Origin of the sequence: Kribbibacterium absianum (assembly GCF_030067705.1) — a bacterium.
Classification (GTDB): Bacteria; Actinomycetota; Coriobacteriia; order Coriobacteriales; family Atopobiaceae; genus Kribbibacterium; species Kribbibacterium absianum.
Genome location: NZ_JASJEX010000002.1, coordinates 248,320 through 268,108, shown reverse-complemented (window position 1 = coordinate 268,108; position 19,789 = coordinate 248,320). Strand labels below are relative to the sequence as shown.

At 66.7% G+C, this 19,789-nt stretch carries 19 protein-coding genes; 6 read left to right on the top strand and 13 right to left on the bottom strand.

Going from position 1 to position 19,789, the window contains the following annotated elements; genetic code table 11:
* Positions 1-57: 57 nt before the first annotated feature.
* Together QJ043_RS04200 and QJ043_RS04195 are read right to left on the bottom strand one after the other, a co-directional pair.
* Entirely contained in the window at positions 58-1,524 is a 1,467-nt protein-coding gene (locus QJ043_RS04200) for a radical SAM protein (protein ID WP_283713642.1), read from the bottom strand.
* A gap of 246 nt (positions 1,525-1,770) precedes the next feature.
* The gene (locus QJ043_RS04195) at positions 1,771-2,721 is read right to left on the bottom strand and encodes an L-lactate dehydrogenase (RefSeq protein ID WP_283713643.1); all 951 of its coding nucleotides are present in this window, start codon (positions 2,719-2,721) and stop codon (positions 1,771-1,773) included.
* Between the two features lie 253 nt (positions 2,722-2,974).
* On the opposite strand from QJ043_RS04195, the gene rlmD reads away from it, so the two are divergent.
* Positions 2,975-4,162, top strand: a complete 1,188-nt coding sequence (rlmD, locus tag QJ043_RS04190) for a 23S rRNA (uracil(1939)-C(5))-methyltransferase RlmD (protein ID WP_283722739.1) — start codon at positions 2,975-2,977, stop codon at positions 4,160-4,162.
* Position 4,163: 1 nt separating this feature from the next.
* Here the strand turns inward: rlmD and purN are convergent, their stop codons facing one another.
* The 5 genes from purN to purE are packed head-to-tail and all read right to left on the bottom strand — an operon-like array spanning position 4,164 to position 8,750.
* On the bottom strand, positions 4,164-4,787 hold the full coding sequence (gene purN, locus QJ043_RS04185) for a phosphoribosylglycinamide formyltransferase (RefSeq protein WP_283713912.1): 624 nt from the start codon (positions 4,785-4,787) through the stop codon (positions 4,164-4,166).
* Positions 4,788-4,799: 12 nt separating this feature from the next.
* Complete coding sequence (purM, locus tag QJ043_RS04180; RefSeq protein WP_283713913.1) at positions 4,800-5,861, bottom strand: phosphoribosylformylglycinamidine cyclo-ligase; 1,062 nt, start codon at positions 5,859-5,861, stop codon at positions 4,800-4,802.
* 42 nt (positions 5,862-5,903) lie between these two features.
* Positions 5,904-7,430 carry an amidophosphoribosyltransferase gene (gene purF / locus QJ043_RS04175; RefSeq protein ID WP_283713914.1) on the bottom strand — a complete coding sequence of 509 codons (1,527 nt, stop codon included), beginning with the start codon at positions 7,428-7,430 and terminating at the stop codon, positions 5,904-5,906.
* 7 nt (positions 7,431-7,437) lie between these two features.
* Positions 7,438-8,316, bottom strand: coding sequence for a class B sortase (locus tag QJ043_RS04170; protein WP_283713915.1), 879 nt, complete (start codon positions 8,314-8,316; stop codon positions 7,438-7,440).
* Positions 8,317-8,321: 5 nt separating this feature from the next.
* The gene (gene purE, locus QJ043_RS04165; protein ID WP_430538513.1) at positions 8,322-8,750 is read right to left on the bottom strand and encodes a 5-(carboxyamino)imidazole ribonucleotide mutase; all 429 of its coding nucleotides are present in this window, start codon (positions 8,748-8,750) and stop codon (positions 8,322-8,324) included.
* Between the two features lie 161 nt (positions 8,751-8,911).
* Here purE and QJ043_RS04160 point away from each other — a divergent pair, with 161 nt between their 5' ends.
* The 4 genes from QJ043_RS04160 (at position 8,912) to QJ043_RS04145 (ending at position 12,478) form a co-directional block, all read left to right on the top strand.
* Positions 8,912-9,793 (top strand): PfkB family carbohydrate kinase, encoded by an 882-nt coding sequence (locus QJ043_RS04160; protein WP_283713917.1) that lies wholly within the window; start codon positions 8,912-8,914, stop codon positions 9,791-9,793.
* Between the two features lie 185 nt (positions 9,794-9,978).
* The gene (locus QJ043_RS04155) at positions 9,979-10,827 is read left to right on the top strand and encodes a hypothetical protein (RefSeq protein ID WP_283713918.1); all 849 of its coding nucleotides are present in this window, start codon (positions 9,979-9,981) and stop codon (positions 10,825-10,827) included.
* A gap of 199 nt (positions 10,828-11,026) precedes the next feature.
* The gene (locus QJ043_RS04150; protein WP_283713919.1) at positions 11,027-11,470 is read left to right on the top strand and encodes a LytTR family DNA-binding domain-containing protein; all 444 of its coding nucleotides are present in this window, start codon (positions 11,027-11,029) and stop codon (positions 11,468-11,470) included.
* Between the two features lie 9 nt (positions 11,471-11,479).
* Positions 11,480-12,478 carry a hypothetical protein gene (locus QJ043_RS04145; protein WP_283713920.1) on the top strand — a complete coding sequence of 333 codons (999 nt, stop codon included), beginning with the start codon at positions 11,480-11,482 and terminating at the stop codon, positions 12,476-12,478.
* 27 nt (positions 12,479-12,505) lie between these two features.
* On the opposite strand, the gene QJ043_RS04140 is transcribed toward QJ043_RS04145, so the two are convergent.
* Positions 12,506-13,492 (bottom strand): helix-turn-helix transcriptional regulator, encoded by a 987-nt coding sequence (locus QJ043_RS04140; RefSeq protein ID WP_283713921.1) that lies wholly within the window; start codon positions 13,490-13,492, stop codon positions 12,506-12,508.
* A gap of 163 nt (positions 13,493-13,655) precedes the next feature.
* A complete protein-coding gene (locus QJ043_RS04135) occupies positions 13,656-15,362 on the bottom strand; it encodes an ABC transporter ATP-binding protein (protein ID WP_283714018.1) in 1,707 nt (568 codons plus the stop codon).
* A gap of 193 nt (positions 15,363-15,555) precedes the next feature.
* Between QJ043_RS04135 and QJ043_RS04130 the strand changes: the two genes are divergently transcribed.
* Positions 15,556-15,993, top strand: a complete 438-nt coding sequence (locus tag QJ043_RS04130; protein WP_283713922.1) for a hypothetical protein — start codon at positions 15,556-15,558, stop codon at positions 15,991-15,993.
* A gap of 36 nt (positions 15,994-16,029) precedes the next feature.
* Here QJ043_RS04130 and QJ043_RS04125 read toward each other — a convergent pair whose 3' ends face one another.
* The 4 genes from QJ043_RS04125 to QJ043_RS04110 all read right to left on the bottom strand — a co-directional run bounded on the left by QJ043_RS04125 (position 16,030) and on the right by QJ043_RS04110 (position 19,780).
* Positions 16,030-16,866, bottom strand: a complete 837-nt coding sequence (locus QJ043_RS04125; protein ID WP_283713923.1) for an Rpn family recombination-promoting nuclease/putative transposase — start codon at positions 16,864-16,866, stop codon at positions 16,030-16,032.
* A 114-nt stretch (positions 16,867-16,980) separates the two neighbouring features.
* The gene (locus tag QJ043_RS04120) at positions 16,981-18,189 is read right to left on the bottom strand and encodes a sensor histidine kinase (RefSeq protein WP_283713924.1); all 1,209 of its coding nucleotides are present in this window, start codon (positions 18,187-18,189) and stop codon (positions 16,981-16,983) included.
* A 74-nt stretch (positions 18,190-18,263) separates the two neighbouring features.
* On the bottom strand, positions 18,264-18,983 hold the full coding sequence (locus QJ043_RS04115; RefSeq protein WP_283713925.1) for a response regulator transcription factor: 720 nt from the start codon (positions 18,981-18,983) through the stop codon (positions 18,264-18,266).
* Between the two features lie 65 nt (positions 18,984-19,048).
* Positions 19,049-19,780 (bottom strand): ATP-binding cassette domain-containing protein, encoded by a 732-nt coding sequence (locus QJ043_RS04110; protein WP_283713926.1) that lies wholly within the window; start codon positions 19,778-19,780, stop codon positions 19,049-19,051.
* Positions 19,781-19,789: the final 9 nt, after the last annotated feature.

Here is a 19,789-nt window from a genome sequence, read left to right as displayed (position 1 = left end):
GCCCGACGCGTTTGGCGACGCGCCGGGCCCCACTACTGACTGTCGCGTGTCTCGCAGTTACTCCGTGACCGCCTGCGTCTTCTCGTCCTCGGCGGCGATGATCTTCGCCTTGTCGTCCACGTTCATGTTGGACAGCTCGTCGGCGTAGATCTTCTTGCCGGTGGGGTGCTCCTCCAGCCACAGCTCCTCGGCCGTGGCCTGCCAGCTCTGGGCATAGGGCGTGGTGCGGGCGCAGAGGTCGTCCACGGACTCCGGCGCGGCGTAGTCCGTGCAGGGGGCGTCGGCCTCGTGCACCATCTCCGGCAGGATCTCCGGGTTCTCGAGCATCGGGCACGGCTGCAGCAGGTTGTCGTTGAACGGGTAGTGGCTGCGGTAGCTCTGGAAGATGGGCTGCTGCAGGCACTCGAGCCAGGTCTTGTCGTGGATGTTCGCGTTGGAGTAGTGGATGAACACGCACGGCTCGACGTCGCCCGCGGCGTTCACGTGGCAGTACACGCGGCCACCGGCGATGCAGCCGCCCACGTACTCGCCGTCGTTCTGGAAGTCCATCGCGAAGATGGGCTTGCCGCCGGTGATGCCGCGAACCTCGCGGATGCGGTGGAACATGTACTCGCGCTCCTCAGGCGAGACCATGAGGTCGGTGCCCGCGCCGGCGCCCACCGGCATCAGGTGGAAGTACCAGGCGTACCGGCAGCCCTTCTCGATGAGCAGGTCGTAGAACTCGTCGGAGGTGACGTCCTTGTAGTTGTTCTTGGTGTAGGCGGTGGAGGTGCCGTAGAGCAGGCCGTTGGCCTTCATCAGGTCGAACGCGGCCATGACCTCGCCAAAGGAGCCGTCGCCGCGGCGCCCGTCGTTGGACTGCTCGAAGCCCTCGAGGGAGACCGAGAACGCGATGTTGCCCACGCGCTTGACCTCGTCGCAGAAGGCCTGGTCGATGAGGCTCGCGTTGGTGAAGATGTTGAACATCGAGGTGTTGTGCTTCTCGCACAGCTTGATGATGTCCTTCTTGCGGCAGAGCGGCTCGCCGCCGGTGAGCATGAACATGTGGGTGCCGAGCGCCTCGGCCTGGGTCACGAGCGAGTCCATGTCGTCGAAGGACAGGTTGTACTTGTTGCCGTACTCGGCGGCCCAGCAGCCGATGCAGTGCTTGTTGCAGGCGCTCGTGGGGTCGAAAAGGATGATCCAGGGCACGTTGCACTGGTACTTCTCGGCGTTCTCGGTGCAGGTGCGGAGGCCGCGGAACGCCGCCTCGTAGCCGCCGTTGAGGACCGCGGTCTTAATGATGTTGTGGTCGACCTCGTCCATCAGGCCGAACAGGAACTCCTCCCATTTGGACCCGGGATAGAGGCCGGCGCGGAGGCCGCGCGCGGCACCCGGCGCGGTGTCTTTCAGAAGCTTGGAGCCCATGTCCACGAGCCTGTCGAGGTTCTTCTCGCGGTCCTTGCCCGACGCGGCGTTGATGATCTGGTCCAGCGCGATGCTGAAGGCCTTGCGCTCTGCAGCGTGTGCGATCTTTGACTGCATGTCCTCCCCTTGCGTCTTCGCCCTGTCTCACGGGCGAGGTTGGTGGCTGACGTTCCACGGATGAACGGTACCCCAACAATTAAGGGACGGTTCCCGAGGGTACGCCAGCTTTTACCCCTTAGTTCTGAGTTCCATAGTCTAGTTCGCCAGGAAAATCAGGGCACCGGGCCGTGGCTTCTGATATGTATGGGAGAAACCGTCCACCAGTGTGGACAGGTTCGGGCGTATATTAATGGACTCTTCCCGCTAGACCCCGGCGCGCTCGATGTTGCTGCGGATGTGCGCGCAGCTGGCGTGGAACTTCTCGACCTCCTCGGCGGTCAGATCCAGCTCGATCACTTCCTCGACGCCGTTCGCGCCCACCACGCAGGGCAGGCTTGCCCAGAGGCCCTCCTCGCCGTACTGGCCGGTCATGAGGGTGCCGCACGCCGTGATGAAGTGCTCGTTGGACACCACCGCGCGAACGAGACGGGCGGCTGCATTGGCCACCGCGTACTCGGTGCAGTGCTTGCCCGCCATGGCCACGTAGCCGCCCTTGCGGGCCTTCTCCTCGAGCGCGTCCTTGTCAAACGTGAAACGCTCCGGCTGCTCCGCCTCCAGCTCCGCGAGCGGCTTGCCGCCGAAGTTCACGTTGCTCCAGGCCGTGAACTGCGAGAAGCCGTGCTCGCCGAGCATGTAGGCGCCGATGGAGTGCTGGTCGTAGCCCGTGGCCTTCGAGAGCACGTGGCGCATGCGCGAGGAGTCGAGCGCGGTGCCGGAGCCGATGATCTTGCGCGGGTCGTAGTCGGTGAGGTGCCAGATCTGGGTGGCGATGACGTCGCAGGGGTTCGCGATGGTGACCCACACGCCCGAGAAGCCCGCCGCCACGATGCGCTGCGGGAACGACTGGGTGATGGCCGTGGTCACGAAGAGCTCGCCGTCCCGGTCCTGGGCGGAGGCGGAGACGTCGCCGGCGGCGTTCACGATCACGTCGCAGTCCGCGAGCGCCTCGTACTGGTCGGCGGCGGACTCGATGGCCACGTTGTGCGGGCAGAACGCCAGGGAGTCGTTGAGGTCCTGGACCTCGGCGGCGAGCTTTGAGCCGTTGATGTCGCAGAGCACCAGCTCGTCGGCGATCCCCTGGAGGATGAGGCTGTTGGCGACGTGCGCCCCCACGTGACCCTGACCGACGATGCCCACCCGCGTGACCGTGCCCATGGCAGCTCCTCTCCGGCGCGACGCGCGCCTGGTTGCGTTTGCCGAACCCTAGTCCTCCGAGGGGAATGGGGGTTTTGCCGTTCATGGATCGTCGCGGGACGGAAACGTGAGGGTCAGAAGGCCTCGCGGCCATGAAGGACGCCGAGAACCTGGATCAAGTCGCCGGCCTCGTCGTATCGATAGACCACGTCCGCCGTTCCGTCCTCCGCCAGGGCGCGCTACGCTGGGGCGACAACGCCGTCTGGAGGAACCCATGGCCTACAAGACCCCCAAGTGCGCCATCGCCAAGAGCTGCGGCGGGTGCGAGTGGCTCTCCGTGCCCTATCCCGTGCAACTGGAGCGCAAGCGCGAGCGGGTGCTGGAGCTGTTCGCCGGGTTCTTCCGGGCACGGCGGTACCCCGTGACCGCAGAGGGCGTCGAGGTGCTCGGCATGGCCGAGCCGTTCGAGTACCGCCACAAGGCCGCCACGCCGTTCGCGCCCGGCAAGAAGGGCACGGTGCGCAGCGGCTTTTACGAGCGGGGCACCCACTGCATCGTGCCGTGCGCGCAGTGCCTGACCGAGGACCCGCGGTGCCGGCCGATCCTCAACAACGTCGCGCGGGCGGCGGAGCGACTGGGAATCAGCGCCTACAACGAGGACCGCGGGCGCGGGCTGCTGCGCCACGCGATTGTGCGCACCGGCTGGAAGACCAGCGAGGGGCTGCTCACCATCGTGTGCAACGGGACCATCGTGAACGGGCTGCAGGAACTGGCGGAGACAGTGGCCGAGGCCGCGCCGTTGGAGCTCTCTGTGGTTCAGAACATCAACCAACGGCGCACCAACGCGATGCTGGGCTCCAAGAACAGGACACTCGTGGGGCCTGGCGTGATGCACGACACGCTGCTGGACGTGACCTTCGAGATCGGCCCCTCCAGCTTCTATCAGACCAACCCCGAGCAGACCGAGACGCTCTACCGAACCGCCATCGCGCAGGCGGGGCTCGTGCCGGGCATGCGGCTGCTCGACGCGTACTGCGGGATCGGGACCATCGGGCTCTGCGCGGCCAAGCAGGTGCCGGGCCTGGACGTGGTGGGCGTGGAGAAGGTCGCCGGCGCCGTTGCGGACGCGCGACGCAACGCCCGAGCGAACGGCCTGGAGGAGCAGGCGCGCTTTGTGGCGGCGGACGCGACGCAGTACCTGCGCGACGCTGCCCACAACCGGGAGCGATTCGACATCGTGGTGCTCGACCCGCCGCGCGCCGGGTCGACGCCGGAGTTCATTCGGAGCCTCTGCGCGCTGGCGCCGGAGCGCGTGGTGTACGTGAGCTGCAACCCGGAGACCCAGGCGCGCGACATCGAGCTCATCACCGACGGCGGCTACCTGCTCGACGCGCTGACCTGCGTGGACATGTTCCCGTACACGTCGCACATCGAGACGGTGGCGACGCTCACCCGGGCGTGACTCAGTCGTCGCCGGCGGGCAGGATGTGCACGACGCCCAGCTCGTCCATGCGCACGCGGTCCTCGGCCAGCAGCTGCAGCACGTCGGGGTACAGCTCGTGCTCCACGGCGTGTATGGCGGCCTCCAGCTCGCCGAGGGACATGCCCTCCTCGATGCGCACGGGCTCCTGCGCGATGATCGGGCCCTGGTCGTACTCCGCGTTCGCGATGTGAACCGTGACCCCGGTGACCTTGACGCCCGAGAGGTACGCGTCCTCGATGGCGTGGGCGCCCGGGAAGCTCGGGAGCAGGGCCGGGTGCAGGTTGAGCACCGAGTTGGGGAAGGCCGCCAGAATGGCAGGCCCCACCTTGCGCATGTAGCCCGCCATCACCACATAGTCCACGTGGCGCTGGAGCAGCTGGTTCGCGATGACCTCGTCCGCGACCTCCGGGTTCGTGTAAAGCTCCGGAGACAGCGCGAGCGTCTGGATGCCGGCCTTGGCCGCACGCTTGAGGCCGTTGGCGGAGGGGCGGCTGGAGACCACCAGCTCGATGGTGGCGTCGAGGGAGCCGGCCTCGATGCGGTCGATGACGGCCTGGAGGTTGGAGCCCTCGCCGCTGATGAGGACGCCGAGCTTGAGAGTCATGGGATGTCCCTTCTAGCGATACCGAACCGTCCCGGTGCCGGAGACCACCTCGCCGATGAGGAACGGCTCCAGGCCCTCCGCGTCGAACGCCTCCGACACCTGGTCCACGTCGTCGGGGTCGCAGACCACGGCCATGCCCACGCCCATGTTGAGCGTCTTGTAGGCCTCCTCGGGGGTCAGGGAGGCCGCGTCGATCACGAAATCGATGATGGGCGGCACCTCCCAGGGCGGCGTCGTGCCGTCCCCGGCGTCCACGAGCGCGTCCAGGTCGCTCGGCAGCACGCGGTTGAGGTTCTCGGTGATGCCCCCGCCGGTGATGTGCGCGAGCGCGTGGATGGGCGCACCGTCCTCGAGCGCGCGGACGACCGCTCCCGCGTAGATGCGCGTGGGGCGCAGAAGCGCGTCCGCCAGGGACTCGCCGCCCAAGTCGCCGCGGGGCTCGGTGAGCTGCTCGTCGGTGAGCCGGTCGGTCACGGCGGCGCGCACGAGCGAGTAGCCGTTGGAGTGGATGCCGGAGCTGGGCAGGCCGAGGATGACGTCGCCCTCGCGCACGCGGTTCGCGCCGAGCATGGCCGGGGCGTCCACAGCGCCGACGCAGAAGCCGGCCAGGTCGTAGTCCGTGGGCGCCATGACGCCGGGGTGCTCGGCCATCTCGCCGCCGATGAGCGCGCAACCGGCCTCGCGACAACCCGCGGCGATGCCCTGCACCACCTCGGCCACGGCCTCGGGCTGCAGCTTGCCCACCGCGATGTAGTCGAGGAAGAAGAGCGGCTGGGCGCCGGTGACCACAACGTCGTCCGCGCACATGGCCACAAGGTCCTCGCCCACCGTGTCGTGGCGGCCGAGCCGCTGGGCGAGCGCCAACTTGGTGCCCACGCCGTCCGTGCCCGAGACCAGCACCGGGCGCTCGAGGCCCTTGAGGTAGCTCACGTCGAAGAGGCAGCCGAAGCCGCCGAGCCCCTCCATCACGCCCGGCCGGTCCGTCGAGGCCACCGCGTCGCGGATGAGGTCCACGGCCCTGGCGCCCTCGTCGACGTCCACGCCGGCGTCCGCGTAGCTGATGTGCTCTGCCATGCGCTGCTCCTTGTCCCCTCTCAACGACCGACAGACCGCCCGTCAGGCCGTCTCGTCGGCCACCATTTCCAGCACGTCCACCATCTGGTCCACGCGAAGCTCCGCCAGCGGGCTGTGGCGGCTCAGGTTCTTGGGGCCCTGCCCCGGCAGGAAGCTGTGCCGCTCCAGCGACGGGGGCACCTCCACGGGGTACCGGCCGTCGAAGCAGGCGCAGCAGTAGCCGTCCATCGGCGCCACGCACTCGAGCAGCCCCTCCACCGAGAGGAACGCCAGGGAGTCCGCGCCGATCCGCTCGCGCACCTCCTCCACCGTGTGCGACGCAGAGATCAGCTGCTCCTGGGTGCCCGTGTCGATGCCGTAGAAGCAGGGGAACCGCACCTCGGGGCTGTTGATGCGCACATGGACCTCGCTCGCCCCGGCGTCCCGCAGCATCCGCACGATCTGGGCCATCGTGGTCCCGCGCACGATGGAGTCGTCCACCAGCACGATGCGCTTGCCCTCCACCACGTCGCGGAGCGCGTTGAGCTTGAGCCGCACGCCCATCTCGCGCAGCTCCTGGGTGGGCTGGATGAAGGTCCGCGCCACGTAGCGGTTCTTGATGAGGCCCTCACCAAAGGGGAGGCCGGCGGCGCGCGCATAGCCCTCGGCCGGCGGCAGGCCGGAGTCCGGCACGCCGATCACGATGTCCGCGTCCACCGGAGCCTCAGCCGCGAGCCGCTCGCCCATCTTCACCCGCACGGAGTACACCGAGCGGCCGCCCACCAGCGAGTCCGGCCGCGCGAAGTACACCTGCTCGAAGACGCAGGGCCGCAGCGTCTGAGCCTGGTACTCGAACTGCGAGGTCACGCCGTCGTCCGAGATGCGGAGCACCTCGCCCGGCTCGACCTCGCGCACAAGGCGCGCGCCCACGATGTCGAGCGCGCAGGTCTCGCTCGCGACCACCCAGCCGCGGCCCTCGGGGAGCTCGCCCAGCACGAGCGGCCGGATGCCGTTGGGGTCGCGGAACGCGTACAGGGCGTTCTCACGGACGAGCACCATCGCGTAGGCACCCTCGATCATGGCCATCGTGCTCGCGATGCCCTCGCGCAGGTGGTGGGTCTTCTTGGTGAAGTAGCCGATGAGCTTCGCGGCCACCTCGGAGTCCACCTCGCTGCGGAACGGCACGCCCAGCTCCACGAGCTCGTGGCGCAGGTAGTCCGTGTTGACGAGCGTCCCGTTGTGGGCGAGCGCGATGATCACGTCCTCGATGGTGGAGAGGTGCGGCTGTGCGCCCTCCCAGCCCTCGCCGCCGGAGGTGCCGTACCGCACGTGCCCCACGGCCACGTGGCCCGGCATCGCCGCGAGGTCCGCGTCCGAGAAGACCTGGGTCACGAGGCCGACGTCCTTGCGCACGAGCACGGTGCGCCCGTTGCCCACGGCGATGCCCGCCGACTCTTGGCCGCGGTGCTGCAGCGCGTGCAGGCCGAAGTACGTCATGCGCGCGACGTCGAGGCCTGGCGCCCAGACCCCAAAGACGCCGCACTCCTCGTGAAGCACGTCGGTGTCCTCTGAGTCAGGGCGCAGGTCCATGGGGCTCCTATTCTGTGGCAGTCTCCGTCGAGCCGTCGTATGTGGCCTGGGGCACGCACACCACCACGGTGCGTCCCTTGCCGTCGATGTAGTTGCAGGTGGCGAGCGTGAGCACGCGGTCGGTACGGGCGATCACCTCAGCGGCGCCAGCACGCTGCGACGCGGCGTTCGCCAGCTTGCCGAGGAGATAGCTCCGGAAGTCCTCGACCGTCGCCCATTGGAACTGCCGCACCGTCTCGTCGTCCTCCGTCACATGGTAGGCAAAGAGCGGCGTCATCCGGTGGTTCCCCTGCTCGGTGCACCACCAGACGGTGGTCGCCGTGTCGAGGAAGTCCTGCTCGTCATAGGCCGCCACCTGCGCGAACATCGAGCCGTCCTTGAGGTGGTGACCATAGACGATGGTCTGTTCGTCCACAAGGTCCGGGCCGGTGTTCTCGCAGTCGAGGAACACCTGGCCGCCCACGGAGTAGTTCCCCTCCGCCGTGGTGCGCAGGTAGGTCTCGTTGGTGGCCCCCTGGTACACGGGGTAGTTCACGACGGTGCCCGGGATCTGCAGCCACGCGCACACGTCCGGGTTGACGGCCTTGAGGCCGTCCCAGTCCACGGCGGGCGGCTCGGAGCCGTCGCTGGGCACCGTGGCGTAGCCGGCGAGCTTCTCGTTGACCTCCTCCTGCGCCGCGTACTGCTGCTGGGCGCTCCACCAGGAGTAGCCGGCCGCAGCGAAGAGCACGATGGCGACGACGAACAGCAGCGTCGAGACCACCGTGCGCCAGCGGGGGCGCTTCTTGGGCGGCGTGGCCTTGGGGCCCAGCTTGGACGCAGGGAGCACCTCGAAGTCGTTGGTGCCTTTGGACGAGGCCAGATGGCGCGGCTGCTTCTTCGCCACCGACGTCACCGGGCCATGTCGGCCTTGAGGTCCACGATGGCTGCGCGGTACCGGGGCATCGTGGCGCCAAGGATCTGGGTCGCGAAGATGGCGGCGTTCTTGGCGCCGTTGATGGCGAGGCACGCCACGGGCACGCCGGAGGGCATCTGCACCATGGAGAGCAGGGAGTCCAGGCCGCCGAGGTCGCTCGTCTTGATCGGCACCCCGAGCACCGGGAGCGGCGTGTGGGCGGCCACCACACCGCCGAGGTGCGCGGCTTTGCCGGCGGCGGCGATGATGACGCACAGCCCGCGGTCGGCCGCAGTGCTCGACCAGTCACGGACCTTGTCCGGGTTGCGGTGGGCGCTCGCGACGACCAGCTCGTAGGGCACGCCGAGCGCCTCCAGCTCTGCCGTGCACGCCTCCATGACGGGCAGGTCGCTCTCGCTTCCCATGATGATGCCGACGAGCGGCGTCTCCTCAGCCACGCTGTCCCCTCTCATAGATTCAGCAGGTTTGTAGTTTACGGCAACGCCCCCGTGACCGAGAAGGGCGTGCGCACGAGTACCATGTCGGGCAGCGTCGGTCCATAAGTCCACGTGAGGAAGAAGGAACCATGACCTTGAACGCGAGCCCCAACAGTCTCTACCTGTACGAGCGCGAAGGCGCGTACATCCCGCGCGTCGGCGCCGTGCACGACCTCTGCGGCTACGGCAAATGCTCCCTCGGCGTCGCCATCCCGGTGCTCTCCGCCGCCGGCTGCGACGTGTGCCCGGTCCCCACGGGGCTGTTCTCGGCCCACACGGCCTTCCCGAAGTTCTACCTGTACAGCACGACCCCGATGCTGACCCCCTACCTTGACGCCTGGGTCGAGGAGGGCGTGGCGCTGGACGCCGTGTACTCCGGGTTCCTCGGCTCGCCGCAGGACATCGAGGCCATCCAGCGCCTCTACCGCGAGCACGAGAGCGCGCTCCGCGTGGTGGACCCGGTGATGGGCGACGGCGGCAAGGCCTACCCCACCTACACGCCGGAGCTCTGTGAGGCCATGAAAGAGCTGGTCACGGGCGCGGACATCCTGACGCCCAACCTCACCGAGGTCTCGATCCTCACCGGCACCGAGTACCAGGGGCAGAACGTGGACGAGGCGTTCGTGCGCGAGGCGGCCGACAGGCTCATCGACATGGGCGCCAAGACCGTCGTGATCAAGGGCGTCGAGCGCGGCGACGGCCTCATCCGCAACTACGTGGGCGGCGCCGGCCTGGAGCTCACGGAGGTCTCCGGCGAGAAGCTCCCCTTCATGCTCCACGGCACCGGCGACCTCTTCACCAGCGCGCTGCTCGCGAGCGTGATGACCGGCCACTCGCTGGAGGACGCGGTGCGCTTCGCCGGGCGCTTCGTGCACGACTGCATGAAGCTGAGCGCCGAGCAGCCCGACTACCAGCTGCGCGGCGTCAGCTTTGAGTCCAAGCTCGGCGACGTGACGGCGCTTCTGGGCTAACCATATCCGAGCAAGGCGCGCACCGGGCCTCCGAGGACCTCTCGGGGGCCCGTTTTGCCGTCGGCCGACCCTCCATTTGGGAACCCTTTCAATCTGTGACGCTTCCGCAAGGGAACCGGACCGGTCCCGGCCGCACGGGGTGCCCGAGTACAATGGTCAAGTTCTGACGCCTTCCCGGGAGCCCCATGGCCAACGAGCGCAAGCCCAAGAAAGAACAGCAACCGAGGCGCGAGCGCAAGCCCAAGACGCCCAAGCTGTTGTCGGACGCCGAGGTCGAGGCGATCTTCGCGTCCCTCGACGAGACCGGCCATGTGAACCCGCAGGTGGCGGACACAGAACACGAGAGCCGGCGCGAGCGCGGCGTGGGGCTCGAAGTGGACCCGCTCTCCGGCAAGGACCCGTCCGGCTCGGACGTCAGCAAGGTCATCGCCCGCACCGCCGTGTCCTTTGTGCTCATCACGCTTGCCGTGATCATCTTGGCGCAGGTGGGCTGCGGCGTGGCCCGGCGCGTCACCGCCGGCAACCTGGCCAAGAGCGTCAGCGTGGGAAGCGTCGCCTCCGCCCTCACCAACGGCGTGGAGTGGGGCAGCGGCTTCACGCAGTTCCCCTCCGAGTTCACCGTGCAAGAGGCGGACGAGAACACCGGGCGCATCGAGGTCTCCGTGGTGGACACCACGAGCACGAGCAAGCTCGAGGCCATGGCCGGATCCTATGTGCAGGCCACCGCGTTCGCGACGACGGCGCTGCTCAACCCCAACATCAACACCGTGGTGTACCGCGTGAGCTTCCACGTGGACGAGAGCGGCGAGATCCAGCGGAACCAGTTCTTCGGGTTCCTGCAGCCCACGGGCACCGTGCAGAGCTTCATGACGTTCATCTTCACCAAGGTGAACACCGAGGACGGCGGCTTCAACATCAACTGCACCATCACGGGCCTCGACGAGAAGACGACGCAGCTCCTGCGCGAGAAGATCGGCGCCGGGTCCCTTGACCTTCTCAGCAGCGACACGACGGGCACCGCGAGCGACAAGTAGCTGCGACGGGGCGCCCCAGTCTTCCCAAGGCCGGAGGCGGTGGCGGCGGAGCACGAGCCGGCGCTCCGCTCGCTCCCGAACCGCACGGGCCCACGACTCGATTCGTGCGACCTGACTCCCCTCCTGTGCCAGATGACCGAAGCCCCTTGCTCCCTTGATTCCTTTCTTGTTTGCTGGTGCCAGCGGAAAGGAGGGGGCCGTGCAGGTGAAGCTGCGAGTGCGCCCAGAACGTCGCGAGCAGGTGGCCCAGGAGTGCGCACGCCTGGGCATCGAGGTCGCAGACGATGCTGACCTGGTGCTCTGCGACCGCTTCGACACCCATGCGCTGCTGGCCAAAGACGGCGCCGACACCGTGGTGCTCCCGCTGGACCGCATCTGGTGTTTGGAGACGCGCGGGGACGACGTGGTGGCCTGCACGCCCCAGGGCGTCTTCAAGGTGGAGAAGCGCCTGTACCAGCTGGAGGCGCTCCTCCCGCCGGACCAGTTTGTGCGTGTGAGCAACTGCTGCATCATCGCGCGGGGATCGGTGGAGCGCATCCGGCCGGGGCTCTCGTGCCGCTTCCTCCTCACGCTCAAGGGCGGCCACCAGGTGGACGTCACGCGCACCTACAGCCAGAGGTTCAAGGACTTCTTCGAGATCTAGGAGGCTGTCATGAGCGATTACCTGCAGCTCTGGGGATACAGCAACGAACCTGCCACGGGAACCGCGCTCGTCGTGACGGTGATACTTGCCGTGGTCGCAGTGGCCGTCATCGGCGCCTATGCGGTGTTCTACCTGCGGCACCTGCGCCATGCGGTGGTGGAGGGCGAGCCTTCCGGCAAGCGGATGCCGGGCATCGGGCGCGTCGCGGCAGTGGTGGGCGGCGTGTTTGCCGTGGCCGCGGTTGCGGCGGCCCTGCTCTTTCCCAACCCGGCGGACACCGAGGGAGACGCCCTGACCGCGCTGGACATGGGCTCGGCCACGCCGTTCGCCACGCTCGCCACCTCCGGCGACATGCGCGGGTACGTCGGAGGCGCGACGGGGTCGGCGTCGTTCGCCCGGGTCTACTACCCCGACGGCACGGTGCCCGAGAGCATCCCTGGATTCACCAAGACCGTCGAGGAAGAGGACGGCGTCACGTTCACGGTCTTCCAGCTGCCGGGCCACGTGAGCCCCTTCCAACCAGAAGTGGTGGTGTTCGCCACAGTGACGGACCCTGAGACAAAGCGCATCGACCTGACCACGCGCCTGCTGGGCGACGGAACGGCCGGCGACGCCGGCCACCCAGGACTGGGCCAGGAAATAACCACCCGGGCACCCATCAACACCGGTAGCTGGGGGATGCAGATCGGCAATGGCTATCTGAGCGGCGACACGGTGGTCTTTGTGGGTCGCCTACGCGCTGGGCACAGCGCGCGCATCGACCTTGATTTGTACCGCGAGGACGGCTGGCTCTTGCCCGACACCTACGACGACATCGACCCGGACGACTTGAAGGACTACTCCGCATTCGAGAGCGCATACCGAGACAGATCCTGGGACCCGGAGACGGCCGAGCCGGACCACACGGCGAGCCTCACGATCGCACGCGGTGCCAACAACGAGCAGGACCTGACGGGTCAGGGCGCAGAGGCCGAGGCCACCGCGCGAAAGACGGTGAACCAGTCATGAGAGGCAAGCGCGGGAGCCGACCCTGCGTCACGCTCCATCTGTGGCATCCGGCATGAAAGCCTTGGTCAGACAGGCCACCAGCGCACAGAGCAGGCCTCCCACGGGCCACGGCAACCAAAAGAACGGCTGCTGATACCCAGGGACGAACAGCATCGTGAGCCCGAAAATGGTTGCGACAATCATCACAGCTCCACAAAGGGCCCCGGTCACCCGCGAACGGGGAGAGGGGTGACCGGCCGCCTCGGCGCGACCCTCAGCGACCGCGCGGTTGTACTCCTCGACGCCCATGCCGGCCTTGAGCATGCCGCCGCTCACGATGAGCCACACGCCAACGGCCACGCACACCAAGAGCCACGCGGCTGCCAGGCCCTCGGGCGCACCCCACAGATTGGTGAGCGCTTCCATGCCCACCACGCCTAGCAGCAGGATCGACGCGAGACCGCCCAACAGCTCCCAGAGAAAGCGGCGATCCGTCTCGTCGTGCTGTTCGGCCGTATAGAGGTCATCGATCACGGGATGCGCGGTGGCAAAGGCCGCGTGGTGCATGGCCGAGGAAATGATCAGCGCCAGCCCTGCCACGAGACAGCCCAACAGCCAGGCCGTGGAGAAGAACTCCGAGAGGGCCGTGTGAACGAGAGCGTCCAGAAGAGCCGCCCCTGCGGCGCCCACGATAATGCAGGCCACCCCGCTGGGCACCATCAGCGCGAAACGCACGCGCTCTTGGTCGTAGGCCTCGAAAGCATCGATGGCGGCGAAGTCTCGCATCCGATCATCGGGAGCCGCTACGACCGTATCGGGACTAGCGAACGCACCGGGCACCTCACCCAGCACCAGCTCATCCAATGTGCAGCCAAACAGCGCGCACATCGCGATGAGCTTGTCCATCTCGGGATAGCTCTTCTCGGCCTCCCACTTGGTCACGGCCTGACGCGACACGCCTAGCGCTTGGGCCAGCTGCTCTTGAGTCATGCCGCGCTCGGAGCGCAGACCCTGCAGGTTCTCTCGGAATCCCATGGCGTCCCTTCTTTCCAGATGGCGTCAAAACGCCAAGGATACTGAAGGAGCCGAATAGTCACCGCCACCAACCAGAAGCAGCTTTTTGGGCTCGCATCATGCCACCGCTGGTTGCAAACCGCAGCTAGATGGGGCACCACGGGTCTCGAGGCGTTGTGGCTCCCTACGCTCGCTCGCCCTGGAACTGCATCCGGTAGTAGTGCGCGTAGGTGCCGTTCTTCTGCAGCAGCTCGTCGTGGGTGCCCATCTCGGCCACGCGGCCGTCTTTGACGGTCACGATCACGTCCGCGTCCTTGATGGTCGAGAGGCGGTGCGCGATCACCAGCGTCGTGCGCCCGCGAGACAGCTGGGCCAGCGCCTCTTGAACCGCGTGCTCGCTCTCGTTGTCCAGGGCGCTCGTCGCCTCGTCCAGCACGAGGATCGCCGGGTTCTTGAGGAACACGCGGGCGATGGCGATGCGCTGCTTCTGACCGCCGGACAGATGGCCGCCCCGCTCGCCCACCGGGGTCTCGTAGCCCTCGGGCAGCGTCTGGATGAAGTCGTGGATGTTGGCCTTCTTGGCGGCGTCCACGATCTCGTCGAACGTCGCATCGGGCCGACCGTAGGCGATGTTCTCGGCCACCGTGCCGTTGAACAGGTACACGTCCTGCTGCACGATGCCGATGGCGCGGTGCAGCGAGTCCAGCTGCACGTCGCGCACATCCTGGCCGTCGATGGTGATCGAGCCGCTCGCCACGTCGTAGAAGCGCGGCAACAGCGCGCACGTGGTGGACTTGCCACCGCCCGACGGCCCCACCAGGGCATAGGTCTTGCCCGGCTGGATGTCGAGGTTCATGCCCTGCAGCACCGGCTTGTCGGTGACCCCCTCGCCGTAGTTGAAGTACACCTCGTGGTAGACCACGTGGCCGTCCGTCACCTTCAGGGGCTTGGCGTGCGGCGCGTCGAGGATGTCCGGCTTGGTGCCGAGAATCTCGTCGAAGCGCCGGAAGCCCGCGACCGCCTTCTGGAACATCTCGGTGAAGTCGATGATGGTCTGGAGCGGCGTCGTGAAGAGGCTCACGTACAGGGCGTAGGTGGCGAGGTCCACGACGGTCATGTCGCCGGTGGCCACCAGGTAGCCGCCGTAGACGATGATCACGGTGTAGAGGAGCCCGGTGAGCAGCGCGCCCGCGCCCTGATAGTGGCCGAGCGCGCGGTACATGCCCTCCTTGGAGGCCAGGTACGCGTTGTTGGCGCGGCCGAACTTCTCGCGCTCCAGGTTCTCGTTGGCGAAGGACTTGACCACGCGAGCACCGGCCAGGGAGTCCTCCAACTGCGTGTTGACGCCGGAGATGCGCTCGCGGTTCTCCGAGAAGACGGACTTCATCCGCGTGTTCGCGCGGAACATGTACACGGCCATCACGGCGGTGACCAGCAGCATCGCGAGCGCGAGCTGCCAGCCGATGGTGAACATGATGATGAACGAACCGATGACTTGGATGATGCAGACGATGAGCGCCTCGGGCAGGTGGTGCGCCGCCTCCGCGATGTCGAAGAGGTCGCTCACGAGGCGGCTCATGAGGTCGCCCGTGTTGTGGCGGTCGAAATAGGAGAACGAGAACCGCTCGTACTGGTCGAACAGGTCCTCGCGCATCGCGCTCTCCATACGGGCGCCCATGATGTGACCCCAACAGGAGACGAAGTACTTGCAGCCGTAGCGCACGGCGTACATGACGATGAGGCCGGCGGCGATCCACAGCAGGTTGGCCATGATGGCATCGCGCCCCTCGGCGAAGAGGCCGCCGGTGAGAGCACGGAGGATCAACGGGAAGGCCAGGTCGCAAGCGGCCTGCACGATGGCGCAGACGGTGTCGCCGATGAAGAGGCCCATCTGCGGATGGTAGTAGGAGAGGAACTGCTTGAACAACGAAGGGCGAGGCTGAGACACGGGCAATCCTTAAAGCAAGAAGAGTCGAACGCGCACAGATGCTACCGCAGAGCCGCTCATAGGAAGGCGTCTTCGCTTGCCGGTTCATGAGCCCTGCAATAGGCTTCTCTTACTTAAGGTCAGCAAAGGAGGAGCCGTGTCGACGCGATGCATGGTGGGGCGGAGCTCGCTCGGTAAAGGTCGCTACGTGCATTGCAACGGGCAGCCGGGGTGGACCGGCTGTGCATTGGTTCAAATCATCGATCGCGATGGCGTCGAGAAAGCCATGACCACCATCGTGGATGAACACCGAGGCTGGTCGATTCTCTGCCCGGTCGCCGCAGACCCGAACGGATCCGGTGCCGTGGTGGACAGCCTTTACCGCAGGGACGCACAGTGCCTGGGCGTGCCTCTCTATGGCTACGCGTTCCGCGAGCAGCGCGACGAATGGTGGCCGGTCGGAGATTCTCTCTTGGACTACTCCTATCTCGTGGACGATGACGGCACCATCCATGTCTACGCTGGAAAACAAGAGCTGGGCGCTCTCAACGCCTTCGACGATGACGCGTTCGAGGCCATGCAGGAGCTGCGATAGACCGGGAGCCGCTGAAGGGCGGCTCCCGGTTCTTCCTTATTCCTCAGGCAGATAGCCCAGTTGCCGGAGACGAAGCTCCTGCTCTTCCAAGGGAAGCCGGAGAAGCTCCACCACAGCGTCGGGGTCCTGTCGCGCCAGAGCCGCGAGGGCATCGCTCAGCTCTTGGCGACCTTCTTGGCGACCTTCCTGGCGGCCCTCTGCGAATCCCTGCTGGCGTTCCTCTTCCATGCGCTCTGCGACCAACATGTGCCTCGACCTCCAATGGGGCTCGTTGCGCCACCGCACCACTTCTTCTTGCATTTTAGATGACAGCCCATCGCTCACGGTGCCGTCATCGAAGTAGCGGAGGAGCGATGCGAGCCCCGGTCGGGTGGCTTCCGCGTGGTTGGGAGCGCACGCGAACATCGTGACCGCACCGTCCTCCAGCCTCATCCCGTCCGCTGCCTCGCAACGGTTCTCAAAGCGGTACACCGGGAGCCCGCGGTCGGACGGGTCGAAGCTACAGACGAATATGACAAACGTCGGAGGCAGGCTGTTGAAATCCTCCCCTCGACCGAGCGCGTCGAAGGCCAGACGTGCTTGATGATGCCTCGCCCGCTTCGGCAGGTTCTTCTTGTCGGTCGTTTGCATCTCGATGTTATAGACCATGCCGACCTCGTCCTTCACATACACGTCAAGCCGCAACGAGCGCACGTCCTCTGGTGTGGAGAGCACGTGCTCCGAATGGATGAGCTCGATCCGCTCAATCTGGAGGTCGAGCACCGTCTCAAGGAACGGGACGCACACGGCCGGATCGCTCAGAACCGTTTTGAACATGTCGTCCGCGGTGATAGTGATGGATCTCCAGTAGGCTTCGTCGTAGCGCTTCGTCATAGCGGCTCCAATCAGAACACGCGTTTCTTTCTCCCTGAAAGCCATTCTATGATTAACGGACACTCGTTCGTTTTTAGAACGCGTGTCCGTTAATTCTCCACGTATCCACCTGCGTCAACGCTTTGCCGGCACCTCTAGCGTCAGCACGGTGCGGCCGTCCTCCTGCGCCGCCGTCAGCGTGCCGCCCACCAGTCTCGTGTGCTCCAGTGCGAGCGCCAGCCCGATGCCCGTGTTGCCGCCCGGCCCCGTGTAAAACCGGTCGAATAGATGCGCCAGCGCGTCATCGCTCAGCGGCTGGCCGTCGTTGGCCACGGTCACCCGCAGCGCCTCGCCTTCGCGCCGCGCCGTCACGCGCACCTCGGTCGCGCCGTGTCGCACCGCGTTCGATAACAGGTTGCTCACAATGCCGTAGAGCAGTGCCTCGTCGCTTGCCAGCGGTAGCGGCATAGGCAAGTCCGCGTCCAACGCCAGCCCACGCTTGTCGGCCTCGGGCGCCACGTCCGCCAGCGCGTCGGTCACCACCTCACGCAGGTCCACGGGCTCGCGCACGGCCTTTTGTGCCCCGGCGTCCGCCTTGGATAGAGCCAGAATCTGGTTCACCAGCTTCTTGACGCGTCCCACCTCGCGCTCGATCACCGGCTGCGCGTCCTCCGGCGCGATTACGCCCGCCGCCATGCCGTCCACGTAGCCCTCGATGGCCGTGAGCGGCGTCTTGAGCTCGTGCGACGCGTTGGCAAAAAACTCGCGGGTGGCGCGGTCCGCCTCCAGGGCCTGGACAGTGATGCGTTTGGCAATCAACTGCAGGATGACCCCGAGCATCGCCGCGACGGGCGCATAGAGGCAGAAGGACCGAACCGCCATGGTCCACTCGGGGCTCATGTTGGCCACGATCATCTGGCTGGGCACACAGTTGCTCTGCTTGGGGTTGGGCGAGCCTTCCACCGCGTAGAAGAAGACCCACGTGCCGTCGAAGAAGCAGCGCACGTGGTTCGGCTGCGCCTCACCCTTCTCCACCGCAGCGTGGACCGAGAGCCAAAACGGCGGGTAATAGCCGGCGCTGCTCATTTGGCTCCAGGTGACCCACTCCAGGTAGTTCTCTTGGTTCACGGCTTGACCGAAACTCCCGCCTTCCGTTGCCCCCGGCAGCGTGCCATAGGAGAGCGAGACGCTCATGGGCTGGACCGTCTCGGGGCCGTCTGTCCACAGAGAGCCATCCAACGCCCCCTGCACCGCCTGTGTCCCCTGCGACTGTATGGCGACCCATTGGATGCCGAGCACCGCCAACGGAGTGAGGAGGAGCACCACCTGGATAATGCGCGCCAAGCGCCGGATGCCTCGCACGCTGGCGGGAGCCGTGCGTTCTCTCCGCTCTTCCGACGCAACCATGGCCCCTCCCGTCATCTCTCAGGCGCCTCCGCCGGCGCCAGCGTCCAACCGCGACCCCACACCGTCTGGTTGTAGTGGCTCGCGCCTGCGGCCAACAGCTTGCGGCGCAGACGGCGGTTGGCCTCGTCCACGGCCCGGGTGTCCACAGAGCCGGGGTCCTCAAAGCCCCACACCTCGTGCAGCAGGCGCTCGCGCGTGACCAGGCGCCCCGGCTCGCTCGTATAGGTGCCGAGCAGACCGCGTTCCAACGGCGACAGCGCCAGCCGCTCCTCCGCTGCCAGAAACTCGCCCGTCTCGACGATGTATCGCAGGTTGCCACAGGAAAGCGACCGCGCCTCCCGCGCCGGCGCCATGGTCGCCCGCCGTAGCAGCGCCCGCACCTTGGCCACCAGCAGGTTTGCCTTGAAGGGCTTGGTGACGTAGTCGTCCGCGCCCAGCGCGAGGCCGGTGCAGTAGTCATCGTCGCCGTCCTTGGCCGTGAGCATGATCGCGGGCACCGTCGAGCGCTGGCGCAGCTCGCCGAGAACAGCGATGCCGTCGCGCCCGGGCATCATCACGTCCAGCAACACCAGGTCGCAGGGCTTCTCGGCGAAGGCGGCCAGCAGCGCGTCGCCGGTGACGAACGTCCGCACGCGAAAGCCCTCGTTCTCAAAAACGCTTGCACAAAGCTGCGCGTCTCCGGCGTGTCGTCGGCGAAGTAGATCAGCGCGGTGCTCAAGAAGGACCTCCACACGGAAGGGCGGTCCCGCGACCGCCCGGGTTCGTCAGTTCACGATTTGGTACTCATAGCGCCATTTCACCCGATCCCTGCGTGCTGTTCTCTTGGCTCCTCCCTCCCTTGCGAATCCCTCATGAAGCACCCCCGGTACAGTGCCTGCGCACATCCCGGCCGATGCGAGTTCTCAAACTCCTGCAGCCTGCCTTCGCGCAGCACGAACACCGAGTCGCAAATCTCGCTCACGTTCTCTAGCAGGTGAGAGCTGTACAGGATCCCGACCCCATTGCCGGCAAGCGCCCGCATCGTCCGAGAGTGGAAGGCGATGTTCGTGGGGTCCGACGCGTTCATCGGCTCGTCCAGCAGCAGGTACCTGGCTCCGGCGGCATAGCCCAAGCACAAACTGACGGTCTGGCGCATGCCCTGGGAGAGCTTGCGAACGGGGCGACGTGCAAAGCCCGCGAGGCCGCACTTCTCGACCACTTGGCGCACGTCCAAATCCCGGTGCCAAAGATCCTTGACCATGTGCAGATGATCCACCGCATTGAGGTGGCCATACAGCCCAGAGCCGTCGCCGGCCACGTACAGCAACGGTCGATCCTTGCCAGGCAGCGCCCACAGGTCTGTTCCGTCAACCTCGACGCGCCCCGTGCCGAGCCTCTTGTTTCCCGCCACATAGCGCATCAACGTGGTCTTGCCCGTGCCATTGGGGGCGATAAGGCCTTTGATCTGGCCTGGTGCCAGCGAAAGACAGGCGTCCCGAACGAGGACCCGCTTCCCAAAGCCCACGGCCACATCTTTGGTGCGAAGCATCTGCATCTC